The sequence below is a fragment of the Streptomyces sp. NPDC041796 genome, assembly GCF_055590785.1.
In genome coordinates this window covers 634,701-652,378 of record NZ_JBVJAH010000001.1, presented here as the reverse complement: position 1 = coordinate 652,378, position 17,678 = coordinate 634,701, and the positions used below count along the sequence as shown (strand labels likewise).

At 70.8% G+C, this 17,678-nt stretch carries 18 protein-coding genes; 9 read left to right on the top strand and 9 right to left on the bottom strand.

Features of this window, described 5'->3' with window-relative positions:
* Positions 1-6: 6 nt before the first annotated feature.
* The 5 genes from ACZ6C1_RS02970 to ACZ6C1_RS02950 are packed head-to-tail and all read right to left on the bottom strand — an operon-like array spanning position 7 to position 5,732.
* Positions 7-801: an ABC transporter permease gene (locus tag ACZ6C1_RS02970; protein ID WP_469237021.1), complete on the bottom strand. Its 795-nt coding sequence runs from the start codon at positions 799-801 to the stop codon at positions 7-9.
* A complete protein-coding gene (locus ACZ6C1_RS02965; protein ID WP_469237019.1) occupies positions 801-1,724 on the bottom strand; it encodes an ABC transporter permease in 924 nt (307 codons plus the stop codon). The genes ACZ6C1_RS02970 and ACZ6C1_RS02965 overlap by 1 nt, the downstream gene beginning before the upstream one ends.
* Positions 1,721-2,872: an ABC transporter ATP-binding protein gene (locus tag ACZ6C1_RS02960; protein WP_469237018.1), complete on the bottom strand. Its 1,152-nt coding sequence runs from the start codon at positions 2,870-2,872 to the stop codon at positions 1,721-1,723. Before ACZ6C1_RS02960 ends, ACZ6C1_RS02965 begins: the two co-directional genes overlap by 4 nt.
* Positions 2,873-2,916: 44 nt before the next feature.
* The gene (locus tag ACZ6C1_RS02955; protein WP_469237016.1) at positions 2,917-4,164 is read right to left on the bottom strand and encodes a polyamine ABC transporter substrate-binding protein; all 1,248 of its coding nucleotides are present in this window, start codon (positions 4,162-4,164) and stop codon (positions 2,917-2,919) included.
* Positions 4,165-4,220: 56 nt separating this feature from the next.
* Positions 4,221-5,732: a gamma-aminobutyraldehyde dehydrogenase gene (locus ACZ6C1_RS02950; protein WP_469237014.1), complete on the bottom strand. Its 1,512-nt coding sequence runs from the start codon at positions 5,730-5,732 to the stop codon at positions 4,221-4,223.
* Between the two features lie 174 nt (positions 5,733-5,906).
* Between ACZ6C1_RS02950 and ACZ6C1_RS02945 the strand changes: the two genes are divergently transcribed.
* The gene (locus tag ACZ6C1_RS02945; RefSeq protein ID WP_469237012.1) at positions 5,907-6,467 is read left to right on the top strand and encodes an NADAR family protein; all 561 of its coding nucleotides are present in this window, start codon (positions 5,907-5,909) and stop codon (positions 6,465-6,467) included.
* A gap of 252 nt (positions 6,468-6,719) precedes the next feature.
* Here ACZ6C1_RS02945 and ACZ6C1_RS02940 read toward each other — a convergent pair whose 3' ends face one another.
* A complete protein-coding gene (locus ACZ6C1_RS02940; protein WP_469237011.1) occupies positions 6,720-7,340 on the bottom strand; it encodes a DUF4190 domain-containing protein in 621 nt (206 codons plus the stop codon).
* Positions 7,341-7,431: 91 nt separating this feature from the next.
* On the opposite strand from ACZ6C1_RS02940, the gene ACZ6C1_RS02935 reads away from it, so the two are divergent.
* Genes ACZ6C1_RS02935 through ACZ6C1_RS02925 form a run of 3 tightly spaced genes read left to right on the top strand, consistent with a single transcriptional unit; the run spans position 7,432 to position 9,919 of the window.
* Complete coding sequence (locus ACZ6C1_RS02935) at positions 7,432-8,457, top strand: adenosine deaminase (protein ID WP_469237009.1); 1,026 nt, start codon at positions 7,432-7,434, stop codon at positions 8,455-8,457.
* On the top strand, positions 8,457-9,149 hold the full coding sequence (locus ACZ6C1_RS02930; protein ID WP_469237008.1) for a glycerophosphodiester phosphodiesterase: 693 nt from the start codon (positions 8,457-8,459) through the stop codon (positions 9,147-9,149). Before ACZ6C1_RS02935 ends, ACZ6C1_RS02930 begins: the two co-directional genes overlap by 1 nt.
* Positions 9,146-9,919 (top strand): SAM-dependent methyltransferase, encoded by a 774-nt coding sequence (locus ACZ6C1_RS02925; protein ID WP_469237006.1) that lies wholly within the window; start codon positions 9,146-9,148, stop codon positions 9,917-9,919. The genes ACZ6C1_RS02930 and ACZ6C1_RS02925 overlap by 4 nt, the downstream gene beginning before the upstream one ends.
* Before the next feature lie 18 nt (positions 9,920-9,937).
* On the opposite strand, the gene ACZ6C1_RS02920 is transcribed toward ACZ6C1_RS02925, so the two are convergent.
* From ACZ6C1_RS02920 to ACZ6C1_RS02910, 3 genes are all read right to left on the bottom strand, one after another.
* Positions 9,938-10,471 (bottom strand): hypothetical protein, encoded by a 534-nt coding sequence (locus ACZ6C1_RS02920; protein WP_469237005.1) that lies wholly within the window; start codon positions 10,469-10,471, stop codon positions 9,938-9,940.
* An 83-nt stretch (positions 10,472-10,554) separates the two neighbouring features.
* On the bottom strand, positions 10,555-10,755 hold the full coding sequence (locus tag ACZ6C1_RS02915) for a hypothetical protein (RefSeq protein ID WP_469237004.1): 201 nt from the start codon (positions 10,753-10,755) through the stop codon (positions 10,555-10,557).
* 98 nt (positions 10,756-10,853) lie between these two features.
* Complete coding sequence (locus ACZ6C1_RS02910; RefSeq protein ID WP_469237002.1) at positions 10,854-12,290, bottom strand: gamma-aminobutyraldehyde dehydrogenase; 1,437 nt, start codon at positions 12,288-12,290, stop codon at positions 10,854-10,856.
* 187 nt (positions 12,291-12,477) lie between these two features.
* On the opposite strand from ACZ6C1_RS02910, the gene ACZ6C1_RS02905 reads away from it, so the two are divergent.
* From ACZ6C1_RS02905 to ACZ6C1_RS02885, 5 genes are all read left to right on the top strand, one after another.
* Complete coding sequence (locus ACZ6C1_RS02905) at positions 12,478-12,984, top strand: Lrp/AsnC family transcriptional regulator (protein ID WP_351817875.1); 507 nt, start codon at positions 12,478-12,480, stop codon at positions 12,982-12,984.
* The gene (locus tag ACZ6C1_RS02900; protein WP_469237000.1) at positions 12,969-14,348 is read left to right on the top strand and encodes an aspartate aminotransferase family protein; all 1,380 of its coding nucleotides are present in this window, start codon (positions 12,969-12,971) and stop codon (positions 14,346-14,348) included. Before ACZ6C1_RS02905 ends, ACZ6C1_RS02900 begins: the two co-directional genes overlap by 16 nt.
* A gap of 212 nt (positions 14,349-14,560) precedes the next feature.
* A complete protein-coding gene (locus ACZ6C1_RS02895; RefSeq protein WP_469236998.1) occupies positions 14,561-15,289 on the top strand; it encodes an ABC transporter ATP-binding protein in 729 nt (242 codons plus the stop codon).
* Positions 15,271-16,443 (top strand): hypothetical protein, encoded by a 1,173-nt coding sequence (locus tag ACZ6C1_RS02890; RefSeq protein ID WP_469236997.1) that lies wholly within the window; start codon positions 15,271-15,273, stop codon positions 16,441-16,443. Before ACZ6C1_RS02895 ends, ACZ6C1_RS02890 begins: the two co-directional genes overlap by 19 nt.
* 85 nt (positions 16,444-16,528) lie before the next feature.
* Entirely contained in the window at positions 16,529-17,644 is a 1,116-nt protein-coding gene (locus ACZ6C1_RS02885; protein WP_469236995.1) for an LOG family protein, read from the top strand.
* The last annotated feature ends 34 nt before the right edge of the window (positions 17,645-17,678 follow it).

Below are 17,678 nucleotides of genomic sequence, written 5' to 3'. Positions count from 1 at the left end.
AGGAACTCACTGGATCGTTGTGCGCTTGCGCCGGGTGGCAGCGACCTGCCCGGCGACGACCACCAGCACGGCGATGACGAACATGGCCGTACCGATGACGTTGATCTGTACGGGCGTGCCGCGCTGCGCCGAGCCCCACACGAACATGGGGAAGGTGACGGTCGAGCCCGCGTTGAAGTTGGTGATGATGAAGTCGTCGAACGACAGCGCGAAGGCGAGCAGCGCGCCGGCCGCGATACCGGGGGCGGCGATGGGCAGGGTGACCCGCAGGAAGGTCTGCACGGGACCGGCGTACAGGTCCCTGGCGGCCTCCTCCAGGCGTGGGTCCATGGACATCACGCGTGCCTTGACCGCCACCACGACGAAGCTCAGGCAGAACATGATGTGGGCGATGAGGACCGTCCAGAAGCCCAGCTCGGCGCCCATGTTGAGGAACAGCGTGAGCAGCGAGGCGGCCATGACGACCTCGGGCATGGACATCGGCAGGAAGATCAACGAGTTGATCGCGCCGCGGGCCCGGAAGCGGTAGCGGACGAGCGCGAAGGCGATCATCGTGCCGAGCAGGGTGGCGCCGAGTGTCGCCCAGGCGGCGATCTGGAGCGACAGTGCGAGCGAGCCGCACAGGTCGGCGACGCCGCACGGGTCGCGCCAAGCGTCGGTGGAGAACTCGCGCCAGGAGTAGTTGAAGCGTCCCGCCGGCTTGTTGAACGAGAACACCATCACGACGACGTTCGGCAGGATCATGTACGCGAGGGTCAGCAGACCCGCGATGACGACGAGGTTCTTGCGGAGCCAGCGCATCAGACCAGGTCCTCCGTTCCGGCCCGGCGGATGTAGACGGTGACCATGATCAGCACGATGGCCATCAGGATGAACGACAGCGCGGCGGCCGTCGGGTAGTCGAGCACCCGCAGGAACTGCGACTGGATGACGTTGCCGACCATCTTGGTGTCGGTCGAGCCGAGCAGCTCGGCGTTGACGTAGTCACCGCTCGCCGGGATGAAGGTGAGGAGCGTGCCCGACACGACGCCCGGCATCGACAGCGGGAAGGTCACCTTGCGGAAGGTGGTGGCGGGCGACGCGTACAGGTCCTTCGCGGCCTCGTGCAGCCGGCCGTCGATGCGCTCCAGTGAGGTGTAGAGCGGCAGGATCATGAACGGCAGGAAGTTGTACGTGAGGCCGCAGACCACCGCCATGGGCGTGGCCAGGACGCGGTCGCCCTGGGTCCAGCCCAGCCAGTTGGTGACGTCCAGGACGTGCAGCGCGTCCAGGGCGCCGACGACGGCCCCGCCGTCCGCGAGGATCGTCTTCCACGCCAGCGTCCGGATGAGGAAGCTGGTGAAGAACGGCGCGATGACGAGGACGAGGAGCAGGTTGCGCCAGCGGCCCGCCTTGAAGGCGATGAGGTACGCGAGCGGATAGCCGAGCAGCAGGCACAGGACGGTGGCGGTACCGGCGTACAGCAGGGACCGGACGAACTGGGGCCAGTACTCGGTGAAGGCCTCCCAGTAGGTCGGGAAGTGCCAGGTGACCTGGAAACCCTGCTCCAGGGAGCCGGTCTGCACGGAGGTGGAGGCCTGGTAGACCATCGGCAGCGCGAAGAAGACGAGCAGCCAGAGGATGCCGGGCAGGAGCAGCCAGTACGGGACGAGCCGCTTGCGGGTGGCCGTCTTGCGCACGGCGGGTGGCGCTTCGGACGCGGGCGGCGCTTCGGTGATCGTCACGCTCCGTCCTCCACCTTTTCGATGCCCGCCTCGATGTCCTGGGCGGCGTCCAGGCCGAAGGTGTGGGCCGGGTTCCAGTGGAGGACCACTTCGGCGCCGGGGGCGAGCCGGGAGTCGCGCTCGATGTTCTGCTCGTACACCTGGAGGCCGGTGCCGGCGGGGCTGTCGACGACGTACTGGGTGGAGACGCCGATGAAGGAGGTGTCGACGATCCGGCCGGTGACCCGGTTGCGCCCGTCGGCGATCGCGCCCGCGTCGTCGGCGTGAGCGAGCGTGATCTTCTCCGGGCGGATGCCGACGAGCAGCTTGCCGCCGCCGCGGGTGTCGGCGGAGCACCGGTCCGCGGGCAGCCGCAGCTTGCCGCCGCCTGCCGTGACGGTGACGTCCGAGCCCGCTTCCACCACTTCGGCCTCGATGAGGTTGGACGTGCCGAGGAAGTTGGCGACGAACGTGGTGCGGGGGTTCTCGTAGAGGTCGGCGGGCGCGCCGAGCTGTTCGACGCGGCCGCCGTTCATCACCGCGACCGTGTCGGCCATGGTCATGGCCTCCTCCTGGTCGTGGGTCACGTGGACGAAGGTGATGCCGACCTCGGTCTGGATGCGCTTGAGCTCAAGCTGCATCTGGCGGCGCAGCTTGAGGTCGAGGGCGCCGAGCGGCTCGTCGAGGAGGAGCACCTGGGGGTGGTTGATGAGCGCCCGGGCGACGGCGACGCGCTGCTGCTGGCCGCCGGAGAGCTGGTGCGGTTTGTGGCCGGCCTTGTCGCCGAGCTGTACGAGGTCCAGCATGTCGCCGACCTGCTTCTTGACCGACTTGATGCCCCGGCGGCGCAGGCCGAAGGCGACGTTCTCGTGGATGTTCAGGTGCGGGAAGAGGGCGTACGACTGGAAGACCGTGTTGACGGGCCGCTTGTACGGGGGCAGGTCGGTGACGTCCTTGTCGCCGAGGAAGACGGTGCCCGTGGTGGGCTCCTCCAGGCCCGCGATCATGCGCAGGGTGGTGGTCTTGCCGCAGCCGGAGGCGCCGAGGAGGGCGAAGAAGGAGCCCTGCGGGACGGTCAGGTCGAGGGGGTGGACGGCGGTGAAGGAGCCGTAGGTCTTGCTGATCCCGGAGAGGCGGACGTCGCCGCCGGTGTTCGTGCTGTCAGTCATGGGTTGCGATCCCAGGTGTGTCGAGGGGCGGGCGGCGGTGGGGCTCAGGCACCGATGAGCTTGGCGAACTTCTCCTCGTACGCCGTCTCTTCCTCGCCGGTGAGGGAGCGGAACGCGCGGGACTTCGCGGCCATCGCCTTGTCCGGGAGGATCAGGGTGTTCGCCGCCAGCGCCGGGTCGATCTTGGCGAGTTCGTCGCGTACGCCCTCGACCGGGCAGACGTAGTTGATGTACGCGGCGAGCTGGGCGGCGTTCGGAAGCTCGTAGTAGTAGTCGATGAGCTTCTCGGCGTTGGTCTTGTGGCGGGCCTTGGCGGGGACCAGGAGGTTGTCGCTGGAGGTGATGTAGCCGGCGTTCGGGATCGCGAACTGGATGTCGGGGTTGTCGGCCTGGAGCTGGATGACGTCACCGGCCCAGGCGAGGCACGCGGCGATGTCGCCCTTGGCGAGGTCGCCGGTGTAGTCGTTGCCGGTGAAGCGGCGGATCTGCTGGGTGTCGACCGCCTTCTGGAGGCGGCCGAGGGCCGCGTCGAAGTCGGCGTCGGTGAACTTCCCCGGGTCCTTGCCCATGTCGATGAGCGTCATGCCGATCGAGTCGCGCATCTCGGACAGGAACGCGACCCGTCCCTTGAGCTTGGGGTCGTCCAGGAGCTGGGTGACGGAGTCGACCTTGCGGCCGCCGGTGGCCTTCTTGTTGTACGCGATGACCGTGGAGATGCCGGTCCAGGGGTACGAGTAGGAGCGGCCGGGGTCCCAGTCGGGGCGGCGGAACTGGGAGGACAGGTTCGCGTACGCGTTGGGCAGGTTGGCCGGGTCGAGTTTCTGTGCCCAGCCGAGGCGGATGATGCGGGCGGCGAGCCAGTCGGTGACGCAGATCAGGTCGCGGCCGGTGTCCTGGCCGGCGGCGAGCTGCGGCTTGATCTTCCCGAAGAACTCGACGTTGTCGTTGATGTCCTCGGTGTACTTGACCTGGATCCCGGTGCGCTTCGTGAACGCCTCCAGGGTGGGGCGGTGCTTCTCGTCCTCGCTGATGTCGATGTACTGGGTCCAGTTGGAGAAGCTGAGTCGCTTCTCCTTCGCCGAGAAGTCGGTGGAGGCGGGGCCGTCGCCCTCCCGCTTGGCGGGCGGGATCCCGCAGGCGCTCAGGGAGGCGATGCCGCCGATCGTGAGCGCGCCGACGCCCGTGGCGCGCAGCATCGAACGGCGGGTGAGGGCTCCCCTGCCGTTCGTCATGCTGCGCCGCATCGCGGCGACCTGGGCCGCTGACAGGCTGTCGGGCTCGTACTGCTCCATGCGCTGTGCCTTTCGGGTGTGGGGCGGCGGGCCGCTGGTCGGGCGGCCTGACGCTCTTACGGCTGTCGGTCCCCGAAGATCGTGCGGTGCCAGTCCTTCCTGGCGACCGCCGTGTTGTCGTACATCACATGCTTGACCTGCGTGTACTCCTCGAAGGAGAAGGTTGACATGTCCTTTCCGAAGCCGGACGCCTTGTACCCGCCGTGCGGCATCTCGCTGATGATCGGGATGTGGTCGTTGACCCACACGCAGCCGGCCTTGATCTCCCGGGTGGCACGGCCGGCCCGGTACACATCGCGGGTCCAGGCGGAGGCGGCGAGGCCATAGGGGGTGTCGTTGGCCAGCCGGATGCCCTCGTCGTCGGTGTCGAAGGGCAGCACGACGAGGACGGGGCCGAAGATCTCGGCCTGGACGATCTCGCTCTCCTGCGGGGCGCCGGTGATCAGGGTGGGCCGGTAGTAGGCGCCGTCGTTGTGGGGCGCCACGCCGCCGGTGACGACGGTGGAGTACGCCCGGGCCCGGTCGACGAAGGCGGCGACGCGGTCGCGCTGGGCGTGGCTGATGAGCGGGCCGAGGTCGGTGTCCTCCTGGAAGGGGTCACCGATGCGGACGGTCGCCATCAGGTCGGCGACGCCCGAGACGAAGGCGTCGTACAGCGGGCGCTGGACGTAGGCGCGGGTGGCGGCGGTGCAGTCCTGGCCGGTGTTGATCAGGGCACCGGCGACCGCGCCATGGACGGCGGCCTCGAGGTCGGCGTCGTCGAAGACGACGAAGGGCGCCTTGCCGCCGAGTTCGAGGTGGAGGCGCTTGACGGTGGAGGTGGCGATCTCGGCGACGCGCCTGCCGACGGCGGTGGAACCGGTGAAGGACGTCATGGCGACGTCCGGGTGCCCGACGAGGTGCTCCCCGGCGTCCCTGCCGGCGCCGGTGACGATGTTGACGACACCGTCGGGGATGCCGGCGTCGGTGGCGGCCTGCGCGAACATCAGCGAGGTGAGCGGGGTGAGTTCGGCGGGCTTGAGGACGATCGTGTTGCCCGCGGCGATGGCGGGGAGGACCTTCCAGGCGGCCATCTGCAGGGGGTAGTTCCAGGGTGCGATGGAGCCGACGACGCCGATGGGTTCGCGGCGGACGTACGAGGTGTGGTCGCCGCTGTACTCGCCTGCCGACTGGCCCTGGAGGTGGCGGGCGGCCCCCGCGAAGAAGGCGGTGTTGTCCACGGTCCCGGGGACGTCGAACTCCCGCGTCAGCTTGATGGGCTTGCCGCACTGGAGGGACTCGGCGTGTGCGAAGTCCTCGGCCTGTTCGGCCAGGCGCGCGGCGAACCGGTGCATCGCGTCGGAGCGTTCGCCCGGCGTCGCGCCCGCCCAGCCGGGCAGCGCGTCGCGGGCGGCGGCGACGGCCGCGTCCACGTCGGCGGTTCCGGCGAGCGCGTACGTGAGGACGTCCTCACCGGTCGCGGGGTCGACGACGGTGTGTCCGCGCCCCGAGGTGCCGGACCGCAGTCGACCGCCGATGTACTGCGCCCCGGCCGCGAAGCGGTCGAGTCCCTGGAAGGAGTTGCCCATGACGTCTCCGTTGTCCCGGCTCGAATTGAGTGCCGATCCTGACAGAGGAGGTGCGGAGCAACAAGGGATTCCGTTGTTGCCTTTTGGTTACGCGACGGAATCGGTCGACCATGTGTCGGGTGGCCGCCGGAATCTCCGTACGTTGTGTCAGTGGTGACTGCCAGACTGGCGTGCATGGAAAAGATCCACGAGCTGATCGGGCAGGTCAGCGCGGGTGAGCGCGTGAGATTCCTGCACTTCTGGGGGCACACGCCGAGGCGGGACGGCAGGATCGGGGCGAGCTGTCTGAGTCAGTGGTGGCCGTCGCCGTTCACGGTCGACGGCGTGGAGTACGCGACGGCGGAGCACTGGATGATGGCGTCCAAGGCCCGGCTCTTCGGCGACGCGGACGCCGAGCGACAGGCCGTCGAGGCGCCGAACCCCGCGCTCGCCAAGAAGGCGGGCCGGCTGGTGCGCGGCTTCGACGAGGCGATATGGAAGCGGGAGCGGTTCGGCATCGTGGTCGCGGGCAGCGAGCACAAGTTCGCCGCGGACCCGGAGCTGCGGGAGTTCCTGCTGTCGACGGGTGACCGCGTCCTGGTGGAGGCGAGCCCCGTGGACCGCGTCTGGGGCATCGGCCTCGCCGCCGACGACGAGCGCGCCCACGATCCGGCCCACTGGCGGGGCCTGAACCTCCTGGGCTTCGCCCTGATGGAGGCCAGGACCCGGCTGCGGGGCGCGGCGGCGGGCGGCTGAGGGGCGGTCCTGTTCCCGCGGGGTTCGCCGGTCCCGCCCACGGGGCGGTCCTGTTCCCGCGGGGTTCGCCGGTCCCGCCCACGGGGCGGTGCCGCACCCGCGGTGGGCGCCGGCCCCGCCCACGGGCGGCGCCCTTGCCCGGTGGGCCCCAAAGGGCGGTCCCGTTGGCGGTGGCCGTGGCACGGTGCCTGCCCGGCGGGCGGGGGTGGCCGCAGGGCGGGACGGGGTGGTTCGGGGCGGAGCCCCGGTGCGTCAGGTGCGGGCCGGGACGACCAGGGACGTGTCGAAGGGGTCGTGGCCGTGCTCGTCCTCGTAGGTGGACCGGCCCTCGTCGGTCACGACCGTCCAGATCAGGAACGCCAGGAACGCACCGCCGGCGACGATGCCCACCGCGCCGAGGATGATCCCGGCGAGGGCCATACCGTGGTTGTTCGCCTCTCCCCGCTGTGCCTTCTTGCGGCCGATGATGCCGAAGATCAGCGCCAGGACGGCCAGAATGATCCCCAGGCCCCACAGGCAGAAGAACACCACCGAGATGATGCCGAGGACGAGCGCGGCGATGCCCATGCCGTTGGCCGGGGCCTGCTGCCAGCCGGGCTGGCCGTAGGCGCCGTAGCCGGGGTAACCGGGGTAGCCGTACGTCCCGGTGGGCGGGGTGGGGGCGGGGTAGCCGTACAGGCCCGGGGAGGCCTGGGCGGGGCCGCCCGGGGCTATCGGGGGCGGCGGCAGGTCGGCGCCCGGTACCGACGTCATCGTCGGCTGGTCGTGCACCCCCGGCGACGGCGGCTGGTAGGGCGACGGTTCGGCCGCGCCCTGGGGCGACCTGCTCTCCGGCGGAGCCCACGGATCGTTCGGATCGCTCTTCTCTGTCATGGGCCCTCCCCCATCGTGTCCGGTCATGCTAACGGCCGCCCTACGATGATCCTTGACCAGCCCGGCGAGCGAACCGCACTCGGAGGACCCGATGACCGATCTCCACCCCTTCATCGCGGGGCTGCCCAAGGCCGAACTGCACGTCCACCACGTCGGCTCGGCCTCGCCGCGGATCGTCGCCGAACTGGCCGCCCGCCACCCCGACTCGAAGGTCCCCACGGACCCCGAGGCCCTCGTCGACTACTTCACCTTCACCGACTTCGCGCACTTCATCGAGGTGTACCTGTCGGTGGTGGACCTCATCAGGACACCGGAGGACGTCCGGCTGCTGACGTACGAGGTCGCCAGGGACATGGCTCGGCAGAACATCCGGTACGCGGAGCTGACCGTCACACCGTTCAGCTCCACCCGGCGCGGCATCGACGAGAAGGCGTTCATGGCCGCCATCGAGGACGCCCGCCTCGCCGCCGAGAGGGAGCTGGGAGTCGTCCTGCGCTGGTGCTTCGACATCCCCGGCGAGGCCGGCCTCGAGGCGGCCGAGGAGACCGCCCGGCTCGCGGTGGACCTGCGCCCCGAGGGCCTCGTGTCGTTCGGGCTGGGCGGCCCGGAGATCGGCGTACCGCGCCCGCAGTTCAAGCCGTACTTCGACCGGGCCATCGCCGCCGGTCTGCACTCCGTGCCGCACGCCGGCGAGACGACCGGCCCGCAGACCGTGTGGGACGCCCTGACCGAGCTGCGCGCGGAGCGCATCGGCCACGGCACCAGTTCCACGCGGGACCCCGGCCTGCTGGCCCACCTCGCGGAGCACCGCATCGCCCTGGAGGTGTGCCCGACCTCCAACATCGCCACCCGGGCGGTCCTGGACATCGACGAGCACCCGCTCAAGGAGATGGTTGCCGCCGGAGTGCTGGTGACCATCAACTCCGACGACCCGCCGATGTTCGGCACCGACCTCAACAACGAGTACGAGGTCGCCGCCCGGCTGCTGGGGCTGGACGAGCAGGGGGTCGCCGAGCTCGCCAAGAACGCGGTGAAGGCCTCGTTCCTCGACCCGGCCGGCAAGGCCAGGATCGCCGCCGAGATCGACGGGTACACCACCGAGTGGCTCCGCCGCTGATGCGTGCCGTCACCGTGGTGGGGCACCGGGGCGACCCGTACCGCGTCCGTGAGAACACGGCGGCGTCACTCCGGTCGGCGATCGCGCGCGGCGCGGACGCGGTCGAGATCGACGTACGGCTCACCCGCGACGGCGTGCCGGTCCTCCTTCACGACGAGACGCTGAAGCGCCTGTGGGGCGTCGACCGGCCGCTGGCGCGGGTCACGCTGGACGAGCTGCGGGCGCTGACCGGTGCGGAGGGCGTGCCGACGCTGGCCGAGGCGCTCGACGCGGTGGGCGGGCACCGGGTGATGATCGACCTTCCGGGCGCCACGGAGCGGTCGGTGCGCACCATCGTCGGCACGGTCCGCGAGTGCGGCGCCGGCGACCGGGTGTACTACTGCTCCAGCGCGGCCGCCATGCTGCTGGTCCGGGCCGCCGAGCCGGGCGCCGAGATCGCCCTGACCTGGACGACGCTGGCCCCGCCGCGTCCGGTACTGCTGTCGGCGGTGGCGCCGCGCTGGCTCAACTACCGTTTCGGGCTGGTCGGCCGGGCCCTGACGGACCGGATTCACCGGGACGGGCTGCTGGTTTCCGCGTGGACGGCCGACACCCGCAGAACCATGCGTAGGTTGATCGCCGACGGGGTGGACTCGATCACCACCAACCGTGTGGACGCGCTGAGCACCGTACTGAGGGGAAGCGGCACGTGAACGACAGGATCCGCACCGACATCGCGCACAACGCCCGCGTCTGGAACTACTGGCTGGGCGGCAAGGACAATTACCCCGTCGACCGCGCGGTCGGCAACCAGGTCGTGGCGATGTATCCGAGCATCGGCGAGGTGGCGCGTGCCGACCGGGCGTTCCTCGGCCGGGCGGTGACGTACCTGGCGGGCGAGGCGGGCGTACGGCAGTTCCTGGACATCGGCACCGGCCTGCCGACCGCCGACAACACCCATGAGGTCGCGCAGCGGATCGCCCCCGACGCGCGGGTCGTGTACGTCGACAACGACCCGATCGTCCTCTCCCACGCCCGTGCGCTGCTCACCGGTTCCCCGGAGGGCGTCACGGAGTACGTCGACGCGGACGCGCACCGGCCGGAGCGGATCCTGGAGGCAGTGCGGCCGGTCCTGGACCTGGACCGGCCGGTCGCCGTGATGATGCTCGGCATCCTCAACTTCGTCCTGGACACGGACGAGGCCCGTTCGATCGTACGGACGCTGATGGACGCGGTGCCGTCCGGCAGTCATCTGGTGCTGACGCACCCGACCCTGGAGCTGGGGGGCGAGGGCAACGCGGAGGCGATGGAGTTCTGGAACAAGAACGCCACGCCGCCCATCACCGCCCGCAGCCGGGCGGAGTTCGCGTCGTTCCTGGACGGTCTGGAGGTGCTGGAGCCGGGCATCGTGTCGTGCGCGAGCTGGCGGTTCGCGGCGGCCACGGAGGTGGCACAGTTCGGCGCGGTCGCCCGCAAGCCGTGACCCGGCCGTCCGGCCCGGTCAGGCGGCGAGCGTCCGGGCGCCGGCGACCGGGGCGGTCAGTGACTCCAGGCGCTTGATCATGCGGCGTACGACGAGCAGCGGTAGCACACCGAAGACGCCGAAGGACATGTCGATCACGGACCACCAGAAGGGGATGCCCCGGATGGGGCCGCAGATGAGGGCGAGGGGGATGATCCCCGCGCAGGCGATCATCCCGAACTCGATCACCCAGATGTTGCGCACGGGGTCCCGGTACGGCCCGTAGAAGGCGACCGCGATGACGAGGTGGGCGAAGGCGAGCCAATCGGTCCCGTAGAGCAGGAAGGGGTACTGCTCGTCGGCGGTGTCGAGGCCGACGCGTACGCGCGCGATCCACTCCTGGAGGCCCGGGAAGGCGTCGGCGACGGGGGACGCCCAGCTGTTCAGTGCGTCCTGGGCGAGGTGCAGTTCGGTGACGAGGGGGAAAGCCGTGACCCCGCTCAGCACCAGGCAGACGATGAAAACCACCAACCACACACGTATGCGCCGCAGCAGGGCGCGTGTCTCGCTCATATCCGCAGCGTACGCCGGGGTTTACCGCGCGTTTGCACAGGGCCCCGGCACCGCTTCGGGCGCCGGCCGTGCGGGGCGCGGCGTTACTGGGTGTCGTCCTCCTCGGCCTCCACTCCCTTGAGCGGTTCGCCGCCCTCGGTGCCCTCCTTGGGCCGGTAGCCCTCCGCGGCGCTCGCGGTGCCGGGGACGGTGCGGCGGCCGGCCTGGCGCTCGGCGCCCGAGTGGGCTCCGGGCTCTTCCTCGCTGCGTTCGCGGGCGCGTTCCTGTGGCTTCTTGTCGTTCATGGCCGGCGGGTACCCGTGGGCGGCGCGGTCATACGCGGCGGGAAAGGCCGCGGGCGGACCGGGGAGACCCGGCCCGCCCGCGTGCGGTGCGTCGGGGGTCAGGCCAGCGAGGTCATGACGTGCTTGACACGCGTGTAGTCCTCGAAGCCGTACGCCGAGAGGTCCTTGCCGTAGCCGGACTTCTTGAAGCCGCCGTGCGGCATCTCCGCGACGAGCGGGATGTGGGTGTTGATCCAGACGCAGCCGAAGTCCAGCGCCTTGGACATGCGCATCGCACGGGCGTGGTCCTTGGTCCACACGGAGGACGCCAGGGCGTACTCGACGCCGTTGGCGTACGTGACGGCCTGCTCCTCGTCGCGGAACGACTGGACGGTGATGACGGGGCCGAAGACCTCGTTCTGCACGATCTCGTCGTCCTGCTTGAGGCCGGAGACGACGGTCGGGGCGTAGAAGTAGCCCTTGTCGCCGACCCGGTGGCCGCCCGCCTCGACCTTGGCGTGGGCGGGGAGGCGGTCGATGAAGCCGGTGACCTGCTTGAGCTGGTTGGCGTTGTTGAGCGGGCCGTACAGCACGTCCGCGTCGTCCGGCTGACCGGTCTTGGTCTCGGAGGCGGCCTTGGCCAGCGCGGAGACGAACTCGTCGTGGATGGACTCGTGGACGAGGACGCGCGTGGCGGCGGTGCAGTCCTGGCCGGCGTTGAAGAAGCCGGCGACGGAGATGTCCTCGACGGCCTTGGCGATGTCGGTGTCCTCGAAGACGACGACCGGCGCCTTGCCGCCGAGCTCCAGGTGGACGCGCTTGACGTCCTTGGCGGCGGACTCGGCGACCTGCATGCCGGCGCGTACGGAGCCGGTGATGGAGGCCATCGCGGGGGTCGGGTGCTCGACCATGGCGCGGCCGGTCTCGCGGTCGCCGCAGATGACGTTGAAGACGCCCTTGGGGACGATGGAACCGATGATCTCGGCGATCAGCACGGTGGAGGCCGGGGTGGTGTCCGACGGCTTGAGGACGACGGTGTTGCCCGCGGCGAGCGCCGGGGCGAACTTCCACACGGCCATCATCATCGGGTAGTTCCACGGCGCGACCTGCGCGCAGACGCCGACCGGCTCGCGGCGGATGATCGAGGTCATGCCCTCCATGTACTCGCCGGCGGACTTGCCCTCGAGCATCCGGGCGGCGCCCGCGAAGAAGCGGATCTGGTCCACCATCGGCGGGATCTCTTCGGTGCGGGTGAGCTCGATCGGCTTGCCGGTGTTCTCCGACTCGGCGGCGATGAGGTCCTCGGCGCGCTCCTCGAAGGCGTCGGCGATCTTCAGGAGGACTTTCTGGCGCTCGGCCGGCGTGGTGTCGCGCCAGGCGGGGAAGGCGGCCGCGGCGGCCTCCATGGCAGCGTCGACGTCGGCCTGGCCGGAGAGCGGAGAAGTGGCGTACACCTCGCCGGTGGCCGGGTTGACCACGTCGATGGTCCGTCCGTCGGCGGCGTCCCGGAACTCCCCGTTGATGTAGTTGCGCAGACGACGCAGCTCGGTGGTCACTTGCCACCCCTCCTGTCGGTCTCGTGGTTCTCGGTAACTCATGTGTCCAAGGAGTGGACAGCCCCACCCTAATCGCTGATGCGACGATTCCGACAGGCCCGACGCCCCACAACTTCGGATTCAGTGGGATTGGATCTCCTGAACAACGAATTTCCTCGATCTGGGGTTGCGCGAGTGACGAGACTCGGTGCAGAGTGAAGACGTGGCCAGTCGAAGCGCAGACCCCAGGGCCGGGAACGGATCGTCACCGACGATCGACGCCGTATCCCTGGCGATCATCGAACAGCTCCAGGAGGACGGGCGCCGTCCGTACGCCGCCATCGGCAAGGCCGTGGGCCTGTCCGAAGCGGCGGTGCGACAGCGCGTCCAGAAGCTCCTCGATCAGGGCGTCATGCAGATCGTCGCCGTCACCGACCCCCTCACCGTCGGCTTCCGCCGTCAGGCGATGGTCGGGATCAACGTCGAGGGCGATGTGGAGCAGGTGGCGGACGCGGTGACGGCCATGGCCGAATGCGAGTACGTGGTGATGACCGCGGGCTCCTTCGACCTGATGGTGGAGATCGTCTGCGAGGACGACGACCACCTCCTGGATGTGATCAACAAGCGCATCCGCACTCTCCCCGGCGTGCGCTCCACCGAGAGCTTCGTCTACCTCAAGCTCAAGAAGCAGACCTATATGTGGGGAACCCGATAGCCGTGAGCAAGGACCTCTCCAAGACCGCCTACGACCACCTGTGGATGCACTTCACCCGCATGTCGTCGTACGAGAACAGCCCCGTCCCGACCATCGTCCGCGGCGAGGGCACCTACATCTTCGACGACAAGGGCAAGCGCTACCTCGACGGCCTCGCCGGCCTGTTCGTGGTCCAGGCCGGACACGGCCGTACGGAGCTCGCCGAGACCGCCTACAAGCAGGCCCAGGAGCTCGCCTTCTTCCCGGTGTGGTCCTACGCCCACCCGAAGGCCGTGGAGCTGGCCGAGCGCATCGCCCACCACGCCCCCGGTGACCTGAACAAGGTCTTCTTCACCACCGGCGGCGGCGAGGCGGTCGAGACCGCCTGGAAGCTGGCCAAGCAGTACTTCAAGCTGGTGGGCAAGCCCACCAAGCACAAGGTCATCTCCCGGGCGGTCGCCTACCACGGCACCCCGCAGGGCGCCCTGTCCATCACCGGCCTGCCCGGCCTGAAGGCCCCCTTCGAGCCGCTGGTCCCCGGCGCGCACAAGGTGCCGAACACCAACATCTACCGCGCCCCGCTCTTCGGCGACGACCCCGAGGCCTTCGGCCGCTGGTGCGCCGACCAGATCGAGCAGCAGATCCTCATGGAGGGTCCCGACACCGTGGCCGCCGTGTTCCTGGAGCCGGTGCAGAACGCCGGCGGCTGCTTCCCGCCGCCGCCCGGCTACTTCCAGCGCGTGCGCGAGATCTGCGACCAGTACGACGTGCTGCTCGTCTCCGACGAGGTCATCTGCGCCTTCGGCCGCCTCGGCACCATGTTCGCGTGCGACAAGTTCGACTACGTCCCGGACATGATCACCTGCGCCAAGGGCATGACCTCGGGCTACTCCCCCATCGGCGCCTGCATCATCTCCGACCGTCTGGCGGAGCCGTTCTACAAGGGTGACAACACCTTCCTGCACGGCTACACCTTCGGTGGCCACCCGGTCTCCGCGGCCGTCGGCCTCGCCAACCTCGACATCTTCGAGCGCGAGAACCTCAACCAGCACGTGCTGGACAACGAGGGCGCCTTCCGCGCCACGCTGGAGAAGCTGCACGACCTGCCGATCGTCGGCGACGTCCGGGGCAACGGCTACTTCTACGGCATCGAGCTCGTCAAGGACAAGGTCACCAAGGAGTCGTTCAACGACGAGGAGACCGAGCGCGTCCTGTACGGGTACCTCAGCAAGGCGCTGTTCGACAACGGCCTGTACTGCCGTGCCGACGACCGCGGCGACCCGGTCGTCCAGCTGGCGCCGCCGCTGATCTCCGACCAGTCCACGTTCGACGAGATCGAGCAGATCCTCCGGGCCACCCTCACCGAGGCCTGGACGAAGCTGTAACCCTCGACGTGATCGTCCGATCGTAGGCTGACCGCGGCCCGGGTCCTGCCCCATCCGAGTGAGATGGGCGGACCCGGGCCGTGTGCTGTCCTGACACCCGGCTCGGCACTCCCTACGGTTCCTGTGACCGATCCGCCCTACCATCGTTCCGCCGTACGGGGGAACAACGTACGGGGAAACGACACATCAGAACCGATACCGAGGTGTACGCCATGGTGGCCCCGCCGGACAACGACGTGCTCTGGGCACGCGCCCTGCACCACTCCCACAACGGCTCCCCCGCGCTTCAAGGTGTCTCCCTCGGCGTGCGCGAGGGCGAGATCCTCGCCGTCAGCGGGCCACGCGGAAGCGGCAAGACGACCCTCCTGCGCTGCCTGTCCGGCCGGCTCGTCCCACGCGAGGGCGAAGTCTGGTTCAACAGCGCCCCGGTGCACACCATGACCTCCCTCCAGCGCGAGCGGCTGCGCCGCGACCGGTTCGGCTGGATCGGCCCCGAGCCCGACCTCGTCCCCGAACTGACCGCCTGGGAGAACACCGCCCTGCCGCTGATGCTGCGGGGCACCTCCCGCCGCGCCGCCAAGGCCGCCGCACTCGACTGGCTGGAGCGCCTCGACGCCGGCGACTGCGCGCGCCTGCGGCCGCGCGCCCTCCCGCAGGCCCAGCGTCAGCGCGTCGCCATCGCCCGCGCCCTGGTCACCATGCCCTCGCTGCTCTTCGCCGACGAACCGACCGCGCCCCTGCACCGCGCCGACGGCGCGCAGGTGCTGCGCACCCTGACGGCCGCGGCCCGCTCGCACCGCATCACGGTGCTGCTCGCCACGCACGACCCGGAGGTGGCGGCACTCGCCGACCGCACGGCGCACCTGCTCGACGGACGGCGCGTCAACTCCGTACAGCTCAACGGAGCGGAGGGCCGCGACGCGTGCTCGCTCTCCGTCTAGCCCGCGGCGCCCACCCCCTGGTGCTGCTGCGCCGGCTGCTCGTCGCGGCCGCGTCCGCCGGGGTCGGCTTCCTGCTGCTGTGCGCCCTGGGGTACGCGATCGGGCACCCCGGCGAGTCGGGGGCCGCCCTGACCCGGCTGGCCTGGTGCGCCCTGCCGCTCGCGGCGACCGTGCACTTCGCGGTCGCCGTCGCCCGTACCGACCCCGCCACCCGGCCGCGCCCGGGACTGTCGGCGATCGGCCTGGGACCGGCCCGGCTCGCCGCCGTCGCCGCCGCGTCGACCGCCGTGTCCTGCACCCTCGGCTCGATGGTCGCCCTGCTCGTCTTCCTGCACCTGCGCGGCGACCTCACCGGCCTGCCGTTCGACGGGGCCTCCGCCGAACTGCTCGGAGCCGGCCGGCCGCTGCCCCTGGCGGCCGCCCTCACACTGCTGGCGATCGTGCCGGTCGTCGCGTCCACCTCCGCCGCCCTGACCCTGCGGCCGCGCCGCAAGGCCGTCCTGGACGACGACCCGGACACCGCCGAGCCCGCCCCGGCGAGCCCGCCGGCCGGGCTGCCGTGGGGCGTGGCCCTGGTCGCGCTGGGCGTGGCGATCGAGACGTACGCCTCCCGGGGCGGGGGCGGCGGTGCGGCGGCCCTGCCGCTGCCGGGCGGTTTCGGCGGCGGCCCGGTGGGCGTCCTGGTCGGCTGGGCGCTCACCGCGGTCGGCCTCGCCGTCGCCGGGCCGGGCCTCACCCACCTGACCGGGCGGCTGCTCCAGACGTTCCGGCCGGGAGTGACCCGGCTGCTGGCGGGGCGCGCGCTGATGGACGAGGCGCGGCGCATCGGCCGCCCGCTGGGCGTGGCCTGCGCGGTGGCCTCGGCGACGATCGGGGCGACGACGCTGTACGAGCGGGCCGGTGACCATCCGTTCGGCCCGCTGACGGGGCTGGGCGCGGCGCTCGTCATGACGTGCACCACCGCGACGCTGCTGACCGCGGCGCTGGAGTCCCGGCAGACCCGCGTCACCACGAAGGACGCGCTGCTGCGGCTGGGCGCCTCGGCCTCGATGCTCCGGGCGGCGGTGGCCCTGCGCGCCCTGGCGCTGCTGGTGGTGTTCGCCCCGCTGACGTGGGCGGTGGCGGAGCTCGCGGCGCTGCCGCTGCGACGGTAGGACGGCCGGACCGCCGGACCCTCAGAGGCCGGGGCCGGACGGACTGCCGGGCCGGGGGCCGGACGGGGGTGGCTATCGTGGCGGCATGGCGCACACACCCCGGCACGGCCACGACCGAGAGATCGAGACGCTTCAGGAGTTCGACGAGGTGGCCGCGCGCGGCAGTCTCGTGGGGCACCGCCTGCAGTCCGTCGACCTGACGGGCCGTACGGGCGCGTTGCTCGCCCTTCCGGTGACGGGCGCCGTCTTCCTCGGCTGCCGCATGGAGCCGGACGCGGCCGCGAAGGTGCGGGCCGAGGGGGCGCTCGTCTTCCCACCCGTCCCCGATCTGCCGTTCGACCCGTACCGGGGGCTGCTGTACTCCCCCGACGAACTCTTCGCGGGCCTCGCCGAGCAGGGGTACGAGCGGACGCCGGACGCGCTCACGTACGCCTGGTTCCAGCGGACGAAGACGGACGGCGACATCTTCGGGTCGATGCTGCGCGCCGTGCACGACGACGCCGTCTCCGACGCGCTGGACGAGCACCTCGCCGGTGCGCGGGTGGTCGGCGTGATGGGCGGGCACGCCATGGCGCGCGGCACGGACGCGTACGCCGGTGCCGCCCGTCTCGGCCGGAGCCTCGCCCGCGCCGGGCTGACCGTCGCGACGGGCGGCGGGCCCGGTGCCATGGAGGCCGCCAACCTGGGCGCGTACGCCGCCCCCCATGACGACGCCATGCTGGAGGAGGCGCTGCTGCTGCTCGGCAAGGAGCCGTCGTTCGTGCCGTCGGTGGGCGACTGGGCGCGGGTGGCGTTCGAGGTACGGTCCCGCTGGCCGCGAGGCGGCGACTCGGTGGGCATCCCGACCTGGTTCTACGGCCACGAGCCGCCGAACGCCTTCGCGTCCCACATGGCCAAGTACTTCGCGAACGCCACCCGGGAGGACGGCCTGCTGGCCCGCTGCACCGCGGGCGTCGTCTTCCTCCCCGGCGCCGCCGGCACCGTCCAGGAGATCTTCGACAACGCCACCCCCAACTACTACGAGTCCCGTGGCGAACCGACCCCCATGGTCCTGGTCAACCGGGCCCACTGGACCGAGCACCTGCCCACCTGGCCGCTGCTCAAGGCCCTGGCCGCGGGCCGCTCGATGGAGCCGTACATCGCCCTCGTCGACAGCGTGGACGAGGCCCCGGAGGCGCTGCGGCGGCTCGGCGCGCGGTAACGGCTCACCCGTTCCCTCCTGTGACGCCGGATGG